12 protein-coding genes are annotated in these 15,634 nt (G+C 61.8%); 2 read left to right on the top strand and 10 right to left on the bottom strand.

Features of this window, described 5'->3' with window-relative positions; all coding sequences use genetic code 11:
* Positions 1–14 precede the first annotated feature (14 nt).
* Complete coding sequence (locus KDB76_RS02365) at positions 15–719, top strand: hypothetical protein (protein WP_228031004.1); 705 nt, start codon at positions 15–17, stop codon at positions 717–719.
* Between the two features lie 154 nt (positions 720–873).
* On the opposite strand, the gene KDB76_RS02360 is transcribed toward KDB76_RS02365, so the two are convergent.
* Positions 874–2,070, bottom strand: a complete 1,197-nt coding sequence (locus tag KDB76_RS02360; protein WP_122048475.1) for an integrase arm-type DNA-binding domain-containing protein — start codon at positions 2,068–2,070, stop codon at positions 874–876.
* A gap of 546 nt (positions 2,071–2,616) precedes the next feature.
* Between KDB76_RS02360 and estP the strand changes: the two genes are divergently transcribed.
* A complete protein-coding gene (estP, locus tag KDB76_RS02355; RefSeq protein ID WP_013970607.1) occupies positions 2,617–4,497 on the top strand; it encodes an esterase EstP in 1,881 nt (626 codons plus the stop codon).
* A 125-nt stretch (positions 4,498–4,622) separates the two neighbouring features.
* Here the strand turns inward: estP and trpE are convergent, their stop codons facing one another.
* The 9 genes from trpE to KDB76_RS02310 all read right to left on the bottom strand — a co-directional run bounded on the left by trpE (position 4,623) and on the right by KDB76_RS02310 (position 15,625).
* The gene (trpE, locus tag KDB76_RS02350; RefSeq protein WP_013970606.1) at positions 4,623–6,104 is read right to left on the bottom strand and encodes an anthranilate synthase component I; all 1,482 of its coding nucleotides are present in this window, start codon (positions 6,102–6,104) and stop codon (positions 4,623–4,625) included.
* A 69-nt stretch (positions 6,105–6,173) separates the two neighbouring features.
* Positions 6,174–6,992, bottom strand: coding sequence for a phosphoglycolate phosphatase (locus tag KDB76_RS02345; protein ID WP_013970605.1), 819 nt, complete (start codon positions 6,990–6,992; stop codon positions 6,174–6,176).
* Positions 6,989–7,663, bottom strand: coding sequence for a ribulose-phosphate 3-epimerase (gene rpe, locus KDB76_RS02340; RefSeq protein WP_038408593.1), 675 nt, complete (start codon positions 7,661–7,663; stop codon positions 6,989–6,991). The genes KDB76_RS02345 and rpe overlap by 4 nt, the downstream gene beginning before the upstream one ends.
* Positions 7,664–7,857: 194 nt before the next feature.
* Positions 7,858–8,685: an ABC transporter permease gene (locus KDB76_RS02335; protein ID WP_013970603.1), complete on the bottom strand. Its 828-nt coding sequence runs from the start codon at positions 8,683–8,685 to the stop codon at positions 7,858–7,860.
* Between the two features lie 11 nt (positions 8,686–8,696).
* On the bottom strand, positions 8,697–9,944 hold the full coding sequence (locus KDB76_RS02330) for an ABC transporter permease (protein ID WP_013970602.1): 1,248 nt from the start codon (positions 9,942–9,944) through the stop codon (positions 8,697–8,699).
* Between the two features lie 157 nt (positions 9,945–10,101).
* Entirely contained in the window at positions 10,102–11,136 is a 1,035-nt protein-coding gene (locus KDB76_RS02325; RefSeq protein ID WP_023662375.1) for an ABC transporter substrate-binding protein, read from the bottom strand.
* Positions 11,137–11,176: 40 nt separating this feature from the next.
* Positions 11,177–12,301 (bottom strand): ABC transporter ATP-binding protein, encoded by a 1,125-nt coding sequence (locus KDB76_RS02320; RefSeq protein WP_012270208.1) that lies wholly within the window; start codon positions 12,299–12,301, stop codon positions 11,177–11,179.
* Positions 12,302–12,597: 296 nt separating this feature from the next.
* A complete protein-coding gene (locus tag KDB76_RS02315) occupies positions 12,598–13,230 on the bottom strand; it encodes a response regulator transcription factor (protein WP_169774891.1) in 633 nt (210 codons plus the stop codon).
* A 7-nt stretch (positions 13,231–13,237) separates the two neighbouring features.
* Complete coding sequence (locus KDB76_RS02310) at positions 13,238–15,625, bottom strand: sensor histidine kinase (protein ID WP_038408590.1); 2,388 nt, start codon at positions 15,623–15,625, stop codon at positions 13,238–13,240.
* Positions 15,626–15,634 lie beyond the last annotated feature (9 nt).

Below are 15,634 nucleotides of genomic sequence, written 5' to 3'. Positions count from 1 at the left end.
GTATGCGAGACCGAATGGCGGAACTCGTCATCAACCACCCAGGACTAAAACAAACAATCGAAAATAAAAAGATCACCGACCTCTTACCCGAGCAGAGCCTTCAGTGGATAACAAATAACAAAAGGCAGAACAATTTCCTAATCAGAAAACTGACCGAAAAAAATGGGATCCCCTACACAGACGCCCCCGAAAATCTAACCGGTAGAAATCTAACCATTGCAGCAATTGATACATGGCAAACAGAAAGAACTCAAAAGTCAGCAATCGTCAACCAGATAAGATCCGAATGGGAAGCCCATACAGAGTCAGACTACTTATTTAAATGGTTCGACGGACCAGACGAGAAGGAAAAGTTGAGTGCAGCATGGAAAACAACCAAAGCCAAATACTCACATTTAGACCCCCATAAAATCCAACTTCAAGAAGTAGAGGATTTAATTATTTTCCTTGACACCCCAAGCATCACCACATCAGAAAAAGTACTGCTCATGGACTCCATCAAGAAACAATGGAGCAAAAATAAAAGCCGCGCCAAAAATAAAGATGCCGGAAAAAAGCAGTATAACTTCATCCTATCCCAAAAGACTATTAATCGCCTTGATAAGCTAGCCGAAAAACATGATCTAAAACGAACTCAAGTCCTAGATATACTGCTAAAAATGGAGGAAGAAAAAGGAACTTACATCCCAGCAAGACTGAAAGCGCTAGCCGACAGCTAAAGATTGCACAGGCAGCATGATCTATTCATGCTCCGTCAAAAATACTCTGCCGGAACATCCTAATTACTAACAAGGCTGTCAGGAATTCATTAAACAGCCTTGCGAGAAAAATAAATTCGCGAACTCAACCAAGTAAATTAAGGACAGATCAGGATCACCCCTTCGCCACAACTTGAGCATCAATTTCGTCAGCCCACGCTTGCATCATCTGACGTCGCTCTTCCAGATATTCAGCCTGATTGTAACTTGCACGAACTTTGTTTCTCTCAGCATGCGCCAACTGACGTTCAATCACGTCTGCGCGAAATCCCATTTCGTTCAGCATGGTCGAAGCTGTCGCGCGAAAGCCATGAGCTGAAAAGCCTATGCTGTCCTTGCCATTGAAGCCCATGCGCTCAAGTGCTCGGTTCAGAGTTGTGGCGGTCATACATTCGTTTGGCTTGCGATAGTTCGGGAAAAGTAGTCGACGACCACCTGTATGGGTGCTCAGTTCACGCAGCAACTCGACCACCTGCCTGGATAGCGGGACGATGTGCGTCTCTCGCATCTTCATACGCTCAGCCGGAATTCGCCATTCGGCCCGATCCAGATCGAATTCGCTCCACTCTGCCTTGCGGAGCTCTACAGTGCGAACAAAGGTGAGCAGCATCAGACGCAGCGCGATCACCGTAGTCCTGTAGCCACCGTATTGCTCCAGGACCTTAGAAAATTCAGCTATCAGCTCACGACTGAGCGGCTTGTTATGCTGCACCTTGGGGCGATGTATAGCGCCTTTCAGAGCGGCCGCCGGATCGGCGTCGGCACGCAATGTCGCGACGGCATACCGAAAGACTGCCGACGACCACTGCCTGACGAGCAGCGCCACCGTTGCAGCCCCTCGGGCCTCAATCCGGCCGAGAATATCCAACAGGTGTGCGGCCGATACATTGCGTATCGGCAGCTTCCCCACGAAGGGGAAGACATCTGCCGCCATGAACCTCTCAACCTGCCGCAAGTAGTAAGGCGTCCAGCCTGGCGCCTTCTTTTTGATCCATTCGCGCGCAACCGCCTCGAAAGTGTTCGCGTTCGCAGCGCTGACAGCCAGCCGTTCGGCCTGCCTGTTGTGTGACGGATGGATACCTTGGCGAATCAGTGGCTTGGTCTTTTCCCGCTCATTGCGCGCATCAGCCAGCCCAATCTCCGGGTAGCTGCCAATGGCAAACACATTCTCCTTGCCGTCTATGCGATAGCGGAGCCGCCACAGCTTGGTGCCGCTAGGACGCACCTCCAGATACAAGCCGCCACCGTCGGTCAGCTTGAGCGGTTTCTCGGCAGGCTTGGCGTTGCGGACCTTGGCATCTGTCAGGGGCATATCTGCGGGTATCCGAATCTCGATACCCGCAACGATACCCGCATTATTCGTAGATGCCAACGGACGGCATGGATGATAAAGGACGTAAAACTATTGGTTTTACTGGCTTTTACGAATACGCATAGACTCTTACGGACATTCAAAGAAGCCGATGCTGATTATCGATCATCAGTAACATCGGGTTAAACCTCTTGAATCTACTGACTTCAAAATTCGAACCTTCCTGCTTCTGCCAAAGGCGCAGCTTGGCCATTCAGGGGCGGTGGACAGGAAGGCAAACGGGGGCGGGCCGGACGGGCCGGCAGGGGATAAAGTCAGGCGCGCCAACGCCAACGGGCGTGGGCCTTGATAACGCGCATCAAGAGTTTGCTGACGATCAACACAGGATAGGTCTCGCTCATACGTTCCGGCACAGTAGCCTACCGGGGCGGCGGGCGCAATATGCCCGTAAACACGGGGAAACGAATGGACTTGGGAGGGATGCACTGCGATTTGCTAAGGTCGATGGGGTTGTCCTGATAAAAACAAAGAAAAGGATGTTCCCTGATGCGAAAAGCACCGTTATTGCGCTTTACCCTCGCCTCATTGGCGTTAGCCTGCAGCCAGGCCTTTGCTGCACCCTCGCCCTACTCCAGCATGATCGTGTTTGGTGACAGCCTCAGCGACGCTGGGCAGTTTGGCGGGGTGCGCTTCACCAACCGCGATGCCAATGGCAATTATGCGCCAGTGTCACCGATGATCCTGGGCGGGCGGCTTGGTGTGAGCCCGACCGAGCTTGGCCCCTCCACCTCCCCGGTCAATCCGGTGCTGGGGCTTCCCGACGGCAACAACTGGGCAGTCGGTGGCTACACCACCCAGCAGATCCTGGATTCGATCACCAGTACCTCCGAAACCGTCATCCCGCCAGGGCGACCCGGCGCCGGGCTGGTACTGCGTGATAAACCGGGCTACCTGGCCAACGGTCTGCGCGCCGACCCCAACGCGTTGTATTACCTGACTGGCGGCGGCAATGACTTCCTGCAAGGCCTGGTCAACAGCCCGGCCGATGCCGTGGCCGCCGGCGCCCGCCTGGCCGCCAGCGCCCAGGCTCTGCAGCAAGGCGGCGCCCGCTACATCATGGTCTGGCTGCTGCCCGACCTCGGGCAAACACCGAACTTCAGCGGTACGCCGCAACAAAACCCACTGTCGCTGCTATCCGGCGCGTTCAACCAGTCGCTGCTCAGCCAACTGGGGCAGATCGATGCCGAAATCATTCCGCTGAACATCCCTGTGCTGCTGAGCGAAGCGCTGGCCAGCCCCGAACAGTTCGGCCTGGCCAGCGGCCAGAATCTGGTCGGCACCTGCTACAGCGGCGAAGGCTGTGTGGAAAATCCGGTGTACGGCATCAACGGCGCCACGCCAGACCCGACCAAGCTGCTGTTCAACGACTCGGTCCACCCGACCATCGCCGGCCAGCAACTGATTGCCGACTACGCCTATTCGATCATCGCCGCCCCCTGGGAACTGACCTTGCTTCCGGAAATGGCCCACGCCAGCCTGCGCGCTCACCAGGACGAACTGCGCAACCAGTGGCAAACACCCTGGCAGGCAGTTGGCCAGTGGCAGGCCTTCGTTGCCACCGGCGCCCAGGACCTGGACTTCGACGGCCAGCGCAGCGCGGCCAGCGGCGACGGCCGCGGCTACAACCTGACCCTGGGCGGCAGCTACCGCCTTAACGATGCATGGCGCCTGGGCCTGGCCGGAGGCGTGTACCGGCAGAAGCTGGAAGCCGGCGCACAGGACTCGGACTACAAGCTGGACAGCTACCTTGCCAGCGCTTTCGCCCAATACCGCCAGGACCGCTGGTGGGCCGACGCGGCGCTTACCGCCGGGCACCTGGACTACAGCGACCTCAAGCGCACCTTCGCCCTTGGCGTGAACGACCGCAGCGAAAAGGGCGACACCAATGGCGAGGCCTGGGCGATGTCGGGGCGACTGGGCTACAACCTGGCAGCCGAGAGCAGCAGCTGGCAGCTGGCACCGTTCATCAGCGCCGACTATGCGCGGGTGAAGGTGGATGGCTATGACGAGAAGAGCGGGCGCTCGACGGCGCTGGGTTTCGATGACCAGGAACGTACATCACGCCGTTTGGGCGTGGGGTTGCTGGGTAGCGTGCAGGTGCTGCCAGGTACTCGGCTGTTCGCCGAGGTGGCGCAGGAGCACGAGTTCGAGGATGACCAGCAGGATGTGACGATGCACCTGACCAGCCTGCCGGCGAACGATTTCACCCTGACAGGGTATACGCCGCACAGCGACCTGACCCGGGCGAGCCTGGGGGTGAGCCATGAAGTGGTGGCGGGGGTGCATTTGCGCGGCAACTATAACTGGCGCAAGAGTGATGAATTGACGCAGCAGGGAGTGAGCTTGGGCGTCAGCGTCGATTTTTGAATTGATGGGGCCGCTTTGCGGCCCTTCGCGGGCTCGCCCACGGGTATTGCACAGGCCTTGCAGCATGTGATTTCCCTGTGGGAGCGGGCATGCCCGCGAAGGGCTGCAACGCAGCCCCGATCAACTTATTTGGCCGAAGTCTGCTCAGCCAACGCCACCGCGCGGAACATCGCTCGGCGCTTGTTGATGGTCTCTTCCCATTCCAGCGCCGGCACCGAGTCGGCAACGATGCCACCCCCGGCCTGCACATGCAGCTCACCGTCCTTGATTACCGCGGTACGGATGGCAATGGCGGTATCCATGTTGCCGTTCCACGCGAAGTAACCGACGGCACCACCGTAAACCCCACGTTTGACCGGCTCCAGCTCGTCGATGATCTCCATCGCGCGAATCTTCGGCGCACCCGAAAGCGTACCGGCCGGCAGGATCGCCCGCAGTGCGTCCATCGCCGTCAGCCCTTCGCGCAGCTGGCCAGTGACGTTGGACACAATGTGCATCACGTTGGAGTAACGCTCGATCACCATCTTCTCGGTCAGGCGCACGCTGCCGGTCGAGGACACGCGACCGACGTCGTTACGGCCCAGGTCGATGAGCATCAGGTGCTCGGCAATTTCCTTGTCGTCCGACAGCAGGTCGTCTTCCAGCGCGCGGTCGGCCTCTTCGGTAGCACCACGCGGGCGGGTGCCGGCAATCGGGCGTACGGTGACCAGGTTGTCCTCGACGCGTACCAGCACCTCGGGCGAGCTGCCGACCACATGGAAGTCGCCAAAGTTGAAGAAGTACATGTACGGCGTCGGGTTGAAGCAGCGCAGCGCGCGGTACAGGTCGATAGGCGCCGCCTTGAAGTCGATCGACATGCGCTGCGACGGTACCACCTGCATGCAGTCACCAGCCAGGATGTATTCCTTGATGCGGCCGACGGCGTTCTCGTAATCCTCGCGGGTATAGCTGGAGCGGAATTCCGGCTCGGCAGCCTGCGGGCCACTCAGGTCCAGGCCACGGCGTGGAGTGATCGGCTGACGCAGGGTTTCCAGCAGGCCTTGCAGGCGTGCCTGGCCCTGTTCGAAAGCCTGCTCTTCCGCCGGATCGACCAGCACGATCGCGTGCATCTTGCCCGCCAGGTTGTCGAACACCACCACCGCATCGGACACCATCAGCAGGATATCCGGCACACCCAGCGGGTCCGGGTTGGGGCTGGCGCCCAGGCGCTTTTCCACATAGCGCACGCAGTCGTAGCCGAAGTAGCCGACCAGGCCGCCGTTGAAGCGCGGCAGGCCAGGGATATCGGCGACCTTGTAACGGTCCTTGAAGGTTTCGACGAAGGCCAGCGGGTCTTCGACATCGTGGCTTTCCACCTCCACGCCATCCTGCAGGATGCTGACGTGGTAACCGTGCACACGCATCACGGTGCGCGACGGCAGGCCGATCATCGAGTAACGGCCCCATTTCTCGCCGCCCTGCACCGATTCGAGCAGGTACGAGTTGGGCTGGTCGGCCAGTTTCAGGTAGATCGACAGCGGCGTGTCAAAGTCGGCCAGGGTTTCGCAGGCCAGGGGAATGCGGTTGTAGCCGGCAGCGGCCAGGCGCAGGAATTCTTCGCGGGTCATGGGTAGCCTCGTGGCAAGCAGCAATAGGTCAGGCAAACGGACGGGCCGGCACGCGCCGGCAGGCTGAAGTCAGGCGCGCCAACGCCAACGGGCCAGGGCCTTGATGACTTTCATCCAGAATTTGCCGGTAACCGCCACGGTGGACTCTCTGTCTTGTGAGGCTTGAAGGTCCGCCAACGTTATCCCAGTGGCCGGGTCTGCGCAACCGGGCAGCAATGCACGCAGGTCGTCGATCACCAGGCTGGGGGATTCGTCGTGGATCGGCCGGCCATGGTTGTAGCCGTAGGTCAGGCCGACGCACTGCACGCCAGCCGCCTTGGCCGCCAGCACGTCACTGCGTGAATCGCCGACAAACAGCGACTGCTGCGGGGTGACACCGGCCATCTGCATGACGAACAGCAACGCCGCAGGGTCGGGCTTTTTCTGCGGCAGGGTGTCGCCACCGATGATCCAGCGGAAGTAGTTGCCGATCTTCATCTGGTCCAGCAGCGGGCCAACGAAGCGCTCGGGCTTGTTGGTGATCAGAGCCATCTCCACGCCCTGCTTGCGCAGCCAGCGCAGGGTGTCCTGCACACCGGGGTAGACCACGGTCAGTTCGTGGCTTTCGGCATAGGCATCCATGAACAGCGCCAGCGCCTGGTCGGCCAGCGCATCTTCCACGGCAGCGTGGTCGATGCCGCCGGCCAGCGCCCGGCGCACCAGCACCTGGGCACCGTTGCCCACCCAGTGGCGCACCGCCTCCAGGCCGGCAGGCGGGCGCCCCAGTTCGAGCAGCATGCGGTCCACGGCGGCGGCCAGGTCTGGCACGGAATCGATCAGGGTACCGTCCAGATCGAACATCACCAGCCTGGGCAGCGTCCCCGGGAACAGCTGCTCGAAGCCGCTCATGGGCGGGCCTGAGCCAGTTCGGCACGCATCCTGGCGATGACTTCCTGGTAGTCCGGGGCGTTGAAGATTGCCGAGCCGGCCACGAAGGTGTCGGCGCCAGCGGCAGCGATCTCGCGGATGTTGTTGACGTTGACGCCACCGTCGATTTCCAGGCGGATATCACGGCCGCTGGCGTCGATCAGCGCACGTGCCTCGCGCAGCTTGTCGAGGGTGCCAGGGATGAACTTCTGCCCGCCGAAGCCTGGGTTGACGCTCATCAGCAGCACCATGTCGACCTTGTCCATCACATACTTCAAGGCATCCAGGCTGGTGGCCGGGTTGAACACCAGGCCGGCCTTGCAGCCACCGTCCTTGATCAGCTGCAGCGAACGGTCGATGTGCTGCGAGGCCTCCGGGTGGAAGGTGATGTAGGTGGCGCCAGCTTCGATGAAGTCGCCGATGATGCGGTCGACCGGGCTGACCATAAGGTGCACGTCGATCGGGGCGGTGACGCCGTATTTGCGCAGAGCGGTGCAGACCATCGGACCGATGGTCAGGTTGGGGACGTAGTGGTTGTCCATCACATCGAAGTGGACGATGTCGGCACCCGCGGCCAATACCTTGTCGACGTCCTCGCCCAGACGGGCGAAATCGGCGGAGAGAATGGAGGGGGCAATAGCGTAGGGCTGCATGGCGCACCTGTTGGCAGAATCACGGTGGCGCGCATTGTAACCCAGGGAAGCGGATGAAGGCTGATTAGCATCAACCTGTACCGACCTCTTCGCGGCTAAAGCCGCTCGCACAGGGACCGCGCAGGCATCGAAAGCTGCACAAATCCTGTGGGAGCGGCTTTAGCCGGGAAGAGGCCAGCACAGGCAACATACCTTCAACCAGGCTGCTGGGTCCTCAGCTTCTCGCTACGCCCACGCAACCATTCCAGGGTCAGCAGCAACACTACCGAGAAGGCAATCAGCAAGGTCGCCGCCGCGGCAATGGTCGGGCTCAGGTTCTCGCGAATACCACTGAACATCTGCCGCGGCAGGGTCGCCTGCTCCGGCCCGGCCAGGAACAGGGTCACCACCACTTCGTCAAACGACGTGGCAAAGGCGAACAATGCCCCCGAAATCACCCCGGGCGCGATCAGCGGCAGGGTCACCCGGCGGAAAGTCAGCAGTGGCGAGGCGCCCAGGCTGGCTGCCGCACGCACCAGATTGTAGTTGAAGCCCTGCAAGGTCGCCGACACGGTAATGATGACGAACGGCACGCCCAGTACCGCATGCACCAGAATCAGCGAGGTGAAGCTGTTGCCCATGCCCAGCGGGGCAAAGAACAGGTAGCTGGCCACACCGATGATCACCACCGGCACCACCATCGGCGAAATCACCAGCGCCATCACCAGCGACTTGCCCGGGAAGTCTCCACGGGTCAGGCCGATGGCCGCCAGGGTGCCGAACACCATGGCCAGCACTGTGGCTGCCGGGGCGACGATGATGCTGTTCTTCAAGGCCCGCATCCACTCGGCCGAGCCGAAGAAGTCCTGGTACCACTGCAGCGAGAAGCCCTGCAGCGGGTACACCAGGAAACTACCACTGTTGAACGACAGCGGCACTATCACCAAGACCGGCAGAATGAGGAACAGCAGGATCAAGCCGCAAAGAATGCGCAGGCTGTAGAACCACACCCGCTCCACGGGCGACATGTAAGGGCTCAGCATGACAAGGCTCCTCAGCTCAGGCGCAGGCGGCTGGCGCCGACCAGCCAGCTATAGATCAGGTACAACAGCACGGTCGCCAGCAGCAACAGCCCGCCAAGTGCGGTGGCCATGCCCCAGTTGATGCTGGTGTTGGTGTAGAAGGCCACGAAGTAGCTGACCATCTGGTCATTCGGGCTGCCCAGCAGTGCCGGGGTGATGTAGTAGCCGATGGCCAGAATGAACACCAGCAGGCAACCAGCGCCAACCCCGGCGTAGGTCTGCGGGAAGTAGACCCGCCAGAAACTGGCGAACGGGTGGCAGCCCAGCGAGATCGCCGCACGCATGTAGCTCGGCGAAATGCCCTTCATCACGCTGTACAGCGGCAGGATCATGAACGGCAACAGGATGTGCACCATCGAGATGTACACGCCGGTGCGGTTGAACACCAGTTCCAGCGGCTGGTCGATGATGCCCATGGCCATCAGCGCGCTGTTGATCAGGCCGCCCGACTGCAGCAGCACGATCCACGCCGCCACCCGCACCAGGATCGAGGTCCAGAACGGCAGCAGCACCAGAATCATCAGCAGGTTGCTCTGCCGGGTCGGCAGGTTAGCCAGCAGGTACGCCAGCGGGTAGGCCAGCACCAGGCAGATTGCGGTAATCACCACACCCATCCACAGGGTGCGGGCGAAGATGTCCAGGTAAATGGCCTGGTCCGGGGTGGCCTTGGCCAGTTCGCCAAGGTCATCGATACGGTGGTCGAGCGAAGCCAGCAGGTAGAAAGAGGTGACCGTACTGGTGTTGCGGCGGATTGCCTGCCAGTAGGCCGGGTCGCCCCAACGCTCGTCGAGAGCCTGCAAGGCATCTTTATACGATGCGGGTTCGCTCTTGAACGGCAGGGCCCGCGCGGTCTTTGCCAACAGGCTGCGGTAACCGGCAAGCTCCATGTTCAGGCGCTTGGAAAGGTCGCCCAAGGTCTGGTTCTTGCGCGATTCGGCCAAATCCTGGCTCAACGCCTTGTAAACGTCCTCGCCTGGCAGGCTCTTGCCATCCCACTGGGTGATGACGCCAACGGTGCGCGGCAAGCCGCCAACCACTTCCGGGTTGCCGACGCTCTTGTACAGCAGCGCCGCAATAGGCACCAGGAACACCAGCAGGAGAAACAGCGCCAGCGGCGCGATCAACGCCTGCGCCTTCCAGCGGTTGACCCGCTCGGCATGCTTGAGGCGCTGCTTGAGACTTGGACCTGCGCCTTCTTTGAGGGGCACTGCAATGGCCATGGCGAACTCCGCGATACGAACTGAAAATGGGGCTGCTGCGCAGCCCATCGCAGGCAAGCCAGCTCCTACAGATACTGCGCTGGCTCCAGGGCAGCGGCCCCCTGTGGGAGCTGGCTTGCCGGCGATGGGCCGCAAAGCGGCCCCCTACACTGGTCGTTTACTTCTTCGCCGCCCAGGCGTTGAAGCGCTGCTCCAGCTGCTCGCTGTTGTCGGCCCAGAAGGCCACATCGATCTGCACCTGGTTGGCGATGTTTTCAGGCGTGGTCGGCATGTCCTTCTTCACATCGTCCGACAACAGGCTCACGGCCTTGGAATTGGCCGGGCCATAGGCGATGTTCTCGGAGTAGGTCTTCTGCTGCTCGGGCTGCACGCTGAAGGCGATGAATTTCTTCGCTTCCTCGGCATCCTTGGCGCCTTTCGGGATGGCCCAGGCGTCGAAGTCGTAGATGCCGCCGTTCCACACCACCTTCAGGTTGCTCTCTTTCTGCACCGCAGCGATGCGGCCGTTGTAGGCAGAGCTCATGACCACGTCACCCGAGGCCAGGTACTGCGGCGGCTGGGCGCCAGCTTCCCACCACTGGATGCTTGGCTTGAGTTCGTCGAGCTTCTTGAAGGCGCGGTCCACGCCCTCTTTGGTGCCCAGCACCTGGTACACGTCCTTCGGCGCCACACCGTCGGCCATCAGGGCGAATTCCAGGGTGTACTTGGCACCCTTGCGCAGGCCGCGCTTGCCCGGGAATTTCTTGGTGTCCCAGAAATCGGCCCAACTGGTCGGTGCGGTCTTCAACTTGTCGGCGTTGTAGGCCAGCACCGTGGACCATACGAAGAAGCCAACGCCGCATGGCTGAATGGCACCCGGCACATAGTCGGCCTCATTACCGAACAGGGCCGGGTCGAGTTCTTCGAACATGCCCTCGTCACAGCCGCGGGCCAACTCTGGCGACTCCACTTCCACCAGGTTCCACGAAACGCTCTTGGTGTCGACCATGGCTTTGACCTTGGCCATCTCGCCGTTGTACTCGCCTGCGATGATCTTGCCCTTGCCGGCCTTCTCCCACGGTTCGTAGAACGCCTTCACCTGGGCCGCCTTGTTGGCACCACCAAACGAGACCACAGTCAGGTCTGCGGCCATGGCCTGGCCAGCGGCGAACAGCCCCAGGGCCAGGGCGGTCAGTTTCAACTGCTTGCGCATTATTATTCTCTCCACAGTACAGGGTTGGTGAAGCAATCCATCAATGGGCTTCGGCAATCGGATCGAGCGCGCGGGCGTGCTCCACCTCCCAGCCCAGCGGTACCACATCGCCCACGGCCAGGGCCGGGTCGAGCTCGGCAATCGGCTGCTTCACGAAGAAGTCGCCCTTGCCACAAACTTCCAGGCGCACCCGTACGTGGTCGCCCAGGTAAATGAATTCGGCCACCCGGCCCGAGAAACGGTTAACACAGCTTTCGCTGTGGCCATTCAGGCGCACGCGCTCCGGGCGGATCGACAGGGTCACCGGCTCGCCGGCCTGGCCGACATTCACCGCCAGCGCCTCGACCCGCTCGCCACGCGGCAACTGCACCTGGCAGCGCTTGCCATCACTGGCCAGCAAGGTGCCGTTGATGCGGTTGTTCTCGCCGATGAAGTTGGCGACGAAGGTGTTGCAGGGTTCTTCGTACAGCGTGCGCGGGTCGGCAATCTGCTGGATTTCGCCCTGATGGAACACGGCCACCCGGTCGGACATGGTCAGCGCCTCGCCCTGGTCGTGGGTCACGTACACCACGGTCACGCCCAGGCGCTGGTGGATGTGCTTGATCTCCATCTGCATGTGCTCGCGCAGCTGCTTGTCCAGCGCGCCCAGCGGTTCATCCATCAGAACCAGCTGCGGCTCGAACACCAGTGCCCGGGCCAGGGCCACACGCTGCTGCTGGCCGCCGGACAGCTGGCCGGGATAACGCTTGGCGAAGGCATCGAGCTGGACCATGTTCAGCACCCGCTTTACCCGCTCGCTGATGTCGGTCTTGCTCAGGTTGCGCACGGTCAGCGGGAACGCCAGGTTCTCGGCCACGGTCATGTGCGGGAACAGCGCGTAGTTCTGGAACACCATGCCGATGTCGCGCTTGTGCGGCGGCACGTTGTTGATCGAACGCCCGGCCAGCTGGATTTCACCTGCGGTGGGGGTTTCGAAGCCGGCCAGCATCATCAGGCTGGTGGTCTTGCCCGAGCCGGACGGACCAAGCAGGGTGAGGAACTCGCCCTTGCGAATATCCAGATTGAGGTCTTTGACGATCAGCGACTCGCCGTCGTAGCTCTTCTGCACACCACGGAAGCTGACCAGCGTTTCGCTGGTTGCAGCGTTCGACTTCGCCTCGCTCATGCCTGCACCTTCTTGTTGGATGACTGCGTAGGCATAGACTAGACAAGCGGCAAGCGCCGGAAAATCGGGGGTGCTGAGAGAATGCCATCATCCGGATGGAAGATTTGTTGTAGGGATTCCCCTACAAAGATGGCGGGTTTGGAATATTTCTCTCAGCCCTCCGGCACGCCCCTGTGGGAGCGGGTTCACCCGCGAAGAGGCCAGCCCAGGCACCGCAGATGGCAGGTCAGGCCCTTTCGCGGGTAAACCCGCTCCCACAGGGATTCGCTACAGGACGCAGGAAGCGCATGTCGCAATCAGACCAGCTTGTGCTCCATGGCGTACTTCACCAGCTCAGCCAGCGAATTCACTTTCAGCTTCTGCATCAGGCGCGCCTTGTGGGTGCTGATGGTCTTGCTCGACAGCGCCAGTTGCTGGGCGATGTCGTTGACGTTGGCGCCCTGGGCCAGGCGTTCGAACACCGAAAACTCTCGCTCCGACAGCAGGGTGTGCAACGGCCGCGACTCGGTCAGGCCCACCTCGAAGACCATACGGTCGGCCAGCGCAGGGTCGATATAGCGCCCGCCAGCGGCAACCCGGCGAATCGCGGTCAGCAACAACGCTGGGTCGCTGTCCTTGGTGGCATAGCCCGCCGCTCCGGCCTTCAGCGCCCGCGCCGCCATCTGCGCTTCATCGTGCATCGACAGCATCAGGATCGCCGGGGCGTCCTGCAACGCGCGGATTCGCGGAATCGCCTCCAGGCCATTCACGCCCGGCATCGAGATATCCAGCAGTACCACCTCGCACGGGGTATGGCGCAAGGTTTCCAGCAACTGCTCGCCGTTACCGGCCTCCCCCGCCACCTGCATGTCCTTGGCCAGGCCAATCAACTGCTTGATGCCCTCACGGACAATGGTGTGGTCTTCGGCCACCAGCACTCGAATCACGATCGCTCTCCTACTCCAACGGTATGGCCACGCTCAGGCTGGTGCCTTCGCCCGGTTCACTGTCCAGCGCCATGCTGCCGCCCAGCATCAGCACCCGCTCACGTACCCCTACCAGGCCGAACGAGGTGGGCCGAGGCTGGTCGCGGCAAAAGCCCTGGCCGTCATCGCTGACGGTCATGCGCAATTGCCCGTGCTCACGCACCAGTTCGATCTCCACGCTATGCGCCTGGGCATGGCGCATCACGTTGGTCAGCGCCTCCTGGAGGATACGGAACAGCCCGATGGCCTTGGCATCGCTCAATGCTGGCAGATTATCCGGCACTTGCACCAGGCAGGGGATCTGCGTGCGTGCTTCAAAACGCCGCGCCTGCCATTCGATGGCCGAGGCGATGCCGGCATCGAGAATCGGCGGGCGCAAGGCGGTGGCCACATCGCGCACCAGCTGGAACAGTTGGGCGATCAGGCGTTTCATGCTGGTCAGGCGCTCGTTCAGGCCCGGGTCCAGCTCGGCGAAGGCCAGCTCGCACATCGACACCTCGAGCTTGAGCACGGTCAGCATCTGCCCCAGCTCATCGTGCACTTCCCGGGCGATGCGGGCCTTTTCTTCCTCACGCACGCTCTCCAGGTGGGCCGACAGTTCGCGCAGCTGCTCCTGGGATTTCGCCAGCGCCAACTCGGCCCGCTTGCCCTGGGTGATGTCCCACACCACACCGTCCCACACCACCTGGCCGTTGCCCAGGCGCCGGGTGCTGGCCTTGATGTCGGCCCAGCGCTGTTCACCCTGGCGGGTGAGGATGCGCCCCTGCCAGGACCAGTCCTGGTCGCTGGCCAGGGCCAGGTCCTGCACTCGGTGGTAATCGGCGCGGTCCTCGGGATGTACCAGGTTGCGCAGGCCCATCTGCGGGTGCTGGATCTCGCTGGGCGAATAGCCCACCAAGGCCTCGCTGCCCTCGCTGATGTAGGGGAATTCCAGGTCGCCCTCGGCCGGGTCGCGCTCCAGACGGAACACCAACCCCGGCACGTTGCCGGCAATGCCCTTGAGCCGCGCCTCGCTTTCGCGCAGGGCCGCAAGGGCGCGGTGGCGCTCGGTAACATCGGCGAGGTAAACCACAAGGTACTCGGAGTCACGAAAGCGCAGAAAACTCAGCGACAGCTCGACCGGCAGCAGGCTGTGGTCAGCCCGGCGACACTGCGTCTCGAACTGGCCGACACCGCCCGCCCCGGTGCGCGCGCCCTTCCACAGCTCTAGCCAGCGGTCCATGGTCAGGCTGGGTTCAAAGTCGCTCAGCGGCCGCTCCAGCAGCGCGCCTTCGCCGTAGCCCAGCATGCGCTCGGCGGCATGGTTGGCGTAGCGTACGTGGCTGTCCCAGTTGACCCAGAGGATGCCCACCGTGCTCTGGTCGATGGCAAACTGACTCAGGCGCAACGCTTCTTCGCGCACTTGCCGCTCCACAAGACTTTCGCGCGTGGCCAACAGGCTGCGCTCCAGCTGGCGCTGTTGCCGACGCTGCCACACCAGGGTGGCCAGCGCGCACAACAGCAGCAAGCCGAACAGCAGTGCCAGGTTCTTCCAGAATCCTGTCGACTCGCTCAAGCGTGGGTACTTTGGCTGCAGCCAACGCTGGTGCAGTTGCTCCAGTTCCTTGGCCGGCAGCGCCTGCAGGCCACGCTCCAGCACATCAGCCAGCAGCGGCCAGTCGCGCCGCGAACCGATGCGCAACAGTTGCGGCAGGCCGATATCGCCGACCACAGCCAGCTCGCCGAACTCGCTTTCGCGCGACAGGCGGCTGAGCTGAGCTTCATCCAGCACGGCGAAACTGGCCTGGCCGCCCACCACCAATTGCAGGGCCTCGCGCTCGTTGGGCACCCCTTGCAGGTTGAGGTTGCTGTAGTTACCGCGCAGGTAGTCCGCCAGTTGGCTGGGCATGCGCACCGCCACCCGCTGCTCGGCTCCGAGCGTTTCCAGTTCCACGGCCATCGTCCCGGTGCGCGGCCCCACCACCAGTTGCGGCACGCGCATGTAAGGGTCGCTGAACAGCCACAGGCGCAAGCTGGCGGGAGTCTGGGTAAGCCCCGGGGCAAAGTCGATTTCGCCGGCTTGGAGGGCATGTTCGAGGCTGGCCTGGTCGGCGAAGTTGCGCCAGGTAAGGTCCAGCCGCAGCGCCTGCGCCAGGCCGCTCACCAATTCCACGTTGGCACCGTACAGTTGCTGCAAGCGCCGGTCGAACTGAGCGTAGGGCGCCTGCAACACCAGGCCGACACGCAGGCTCCGATGTGTATCCAGCCATTGCTGCTGGGCAGGTTCCAGGGCAACCGTGGGCACCGCCTCCGGTCTGGCCAATGCAATCAAGGGCAGCCACAAGCAGCCGATAACCAACAGGCGACGCACTCGCTTCATCTACACGCT

The sequence above is a fragment of the Pseudomonas sp. JS425 genome, assembly GCF_018223845.1.
GTDB lineage: Bacteria > Pseudomonadota > Gammaproteobacteria > Pseudomonadales > Pseudomonadaceae > Aquipseudomonas > Aquipseudomonas asiatica.
Note: the sequence above shows the minus strand (reverse complement) of the source record. Positions and strands in the feature narration are given on the sequence as shown.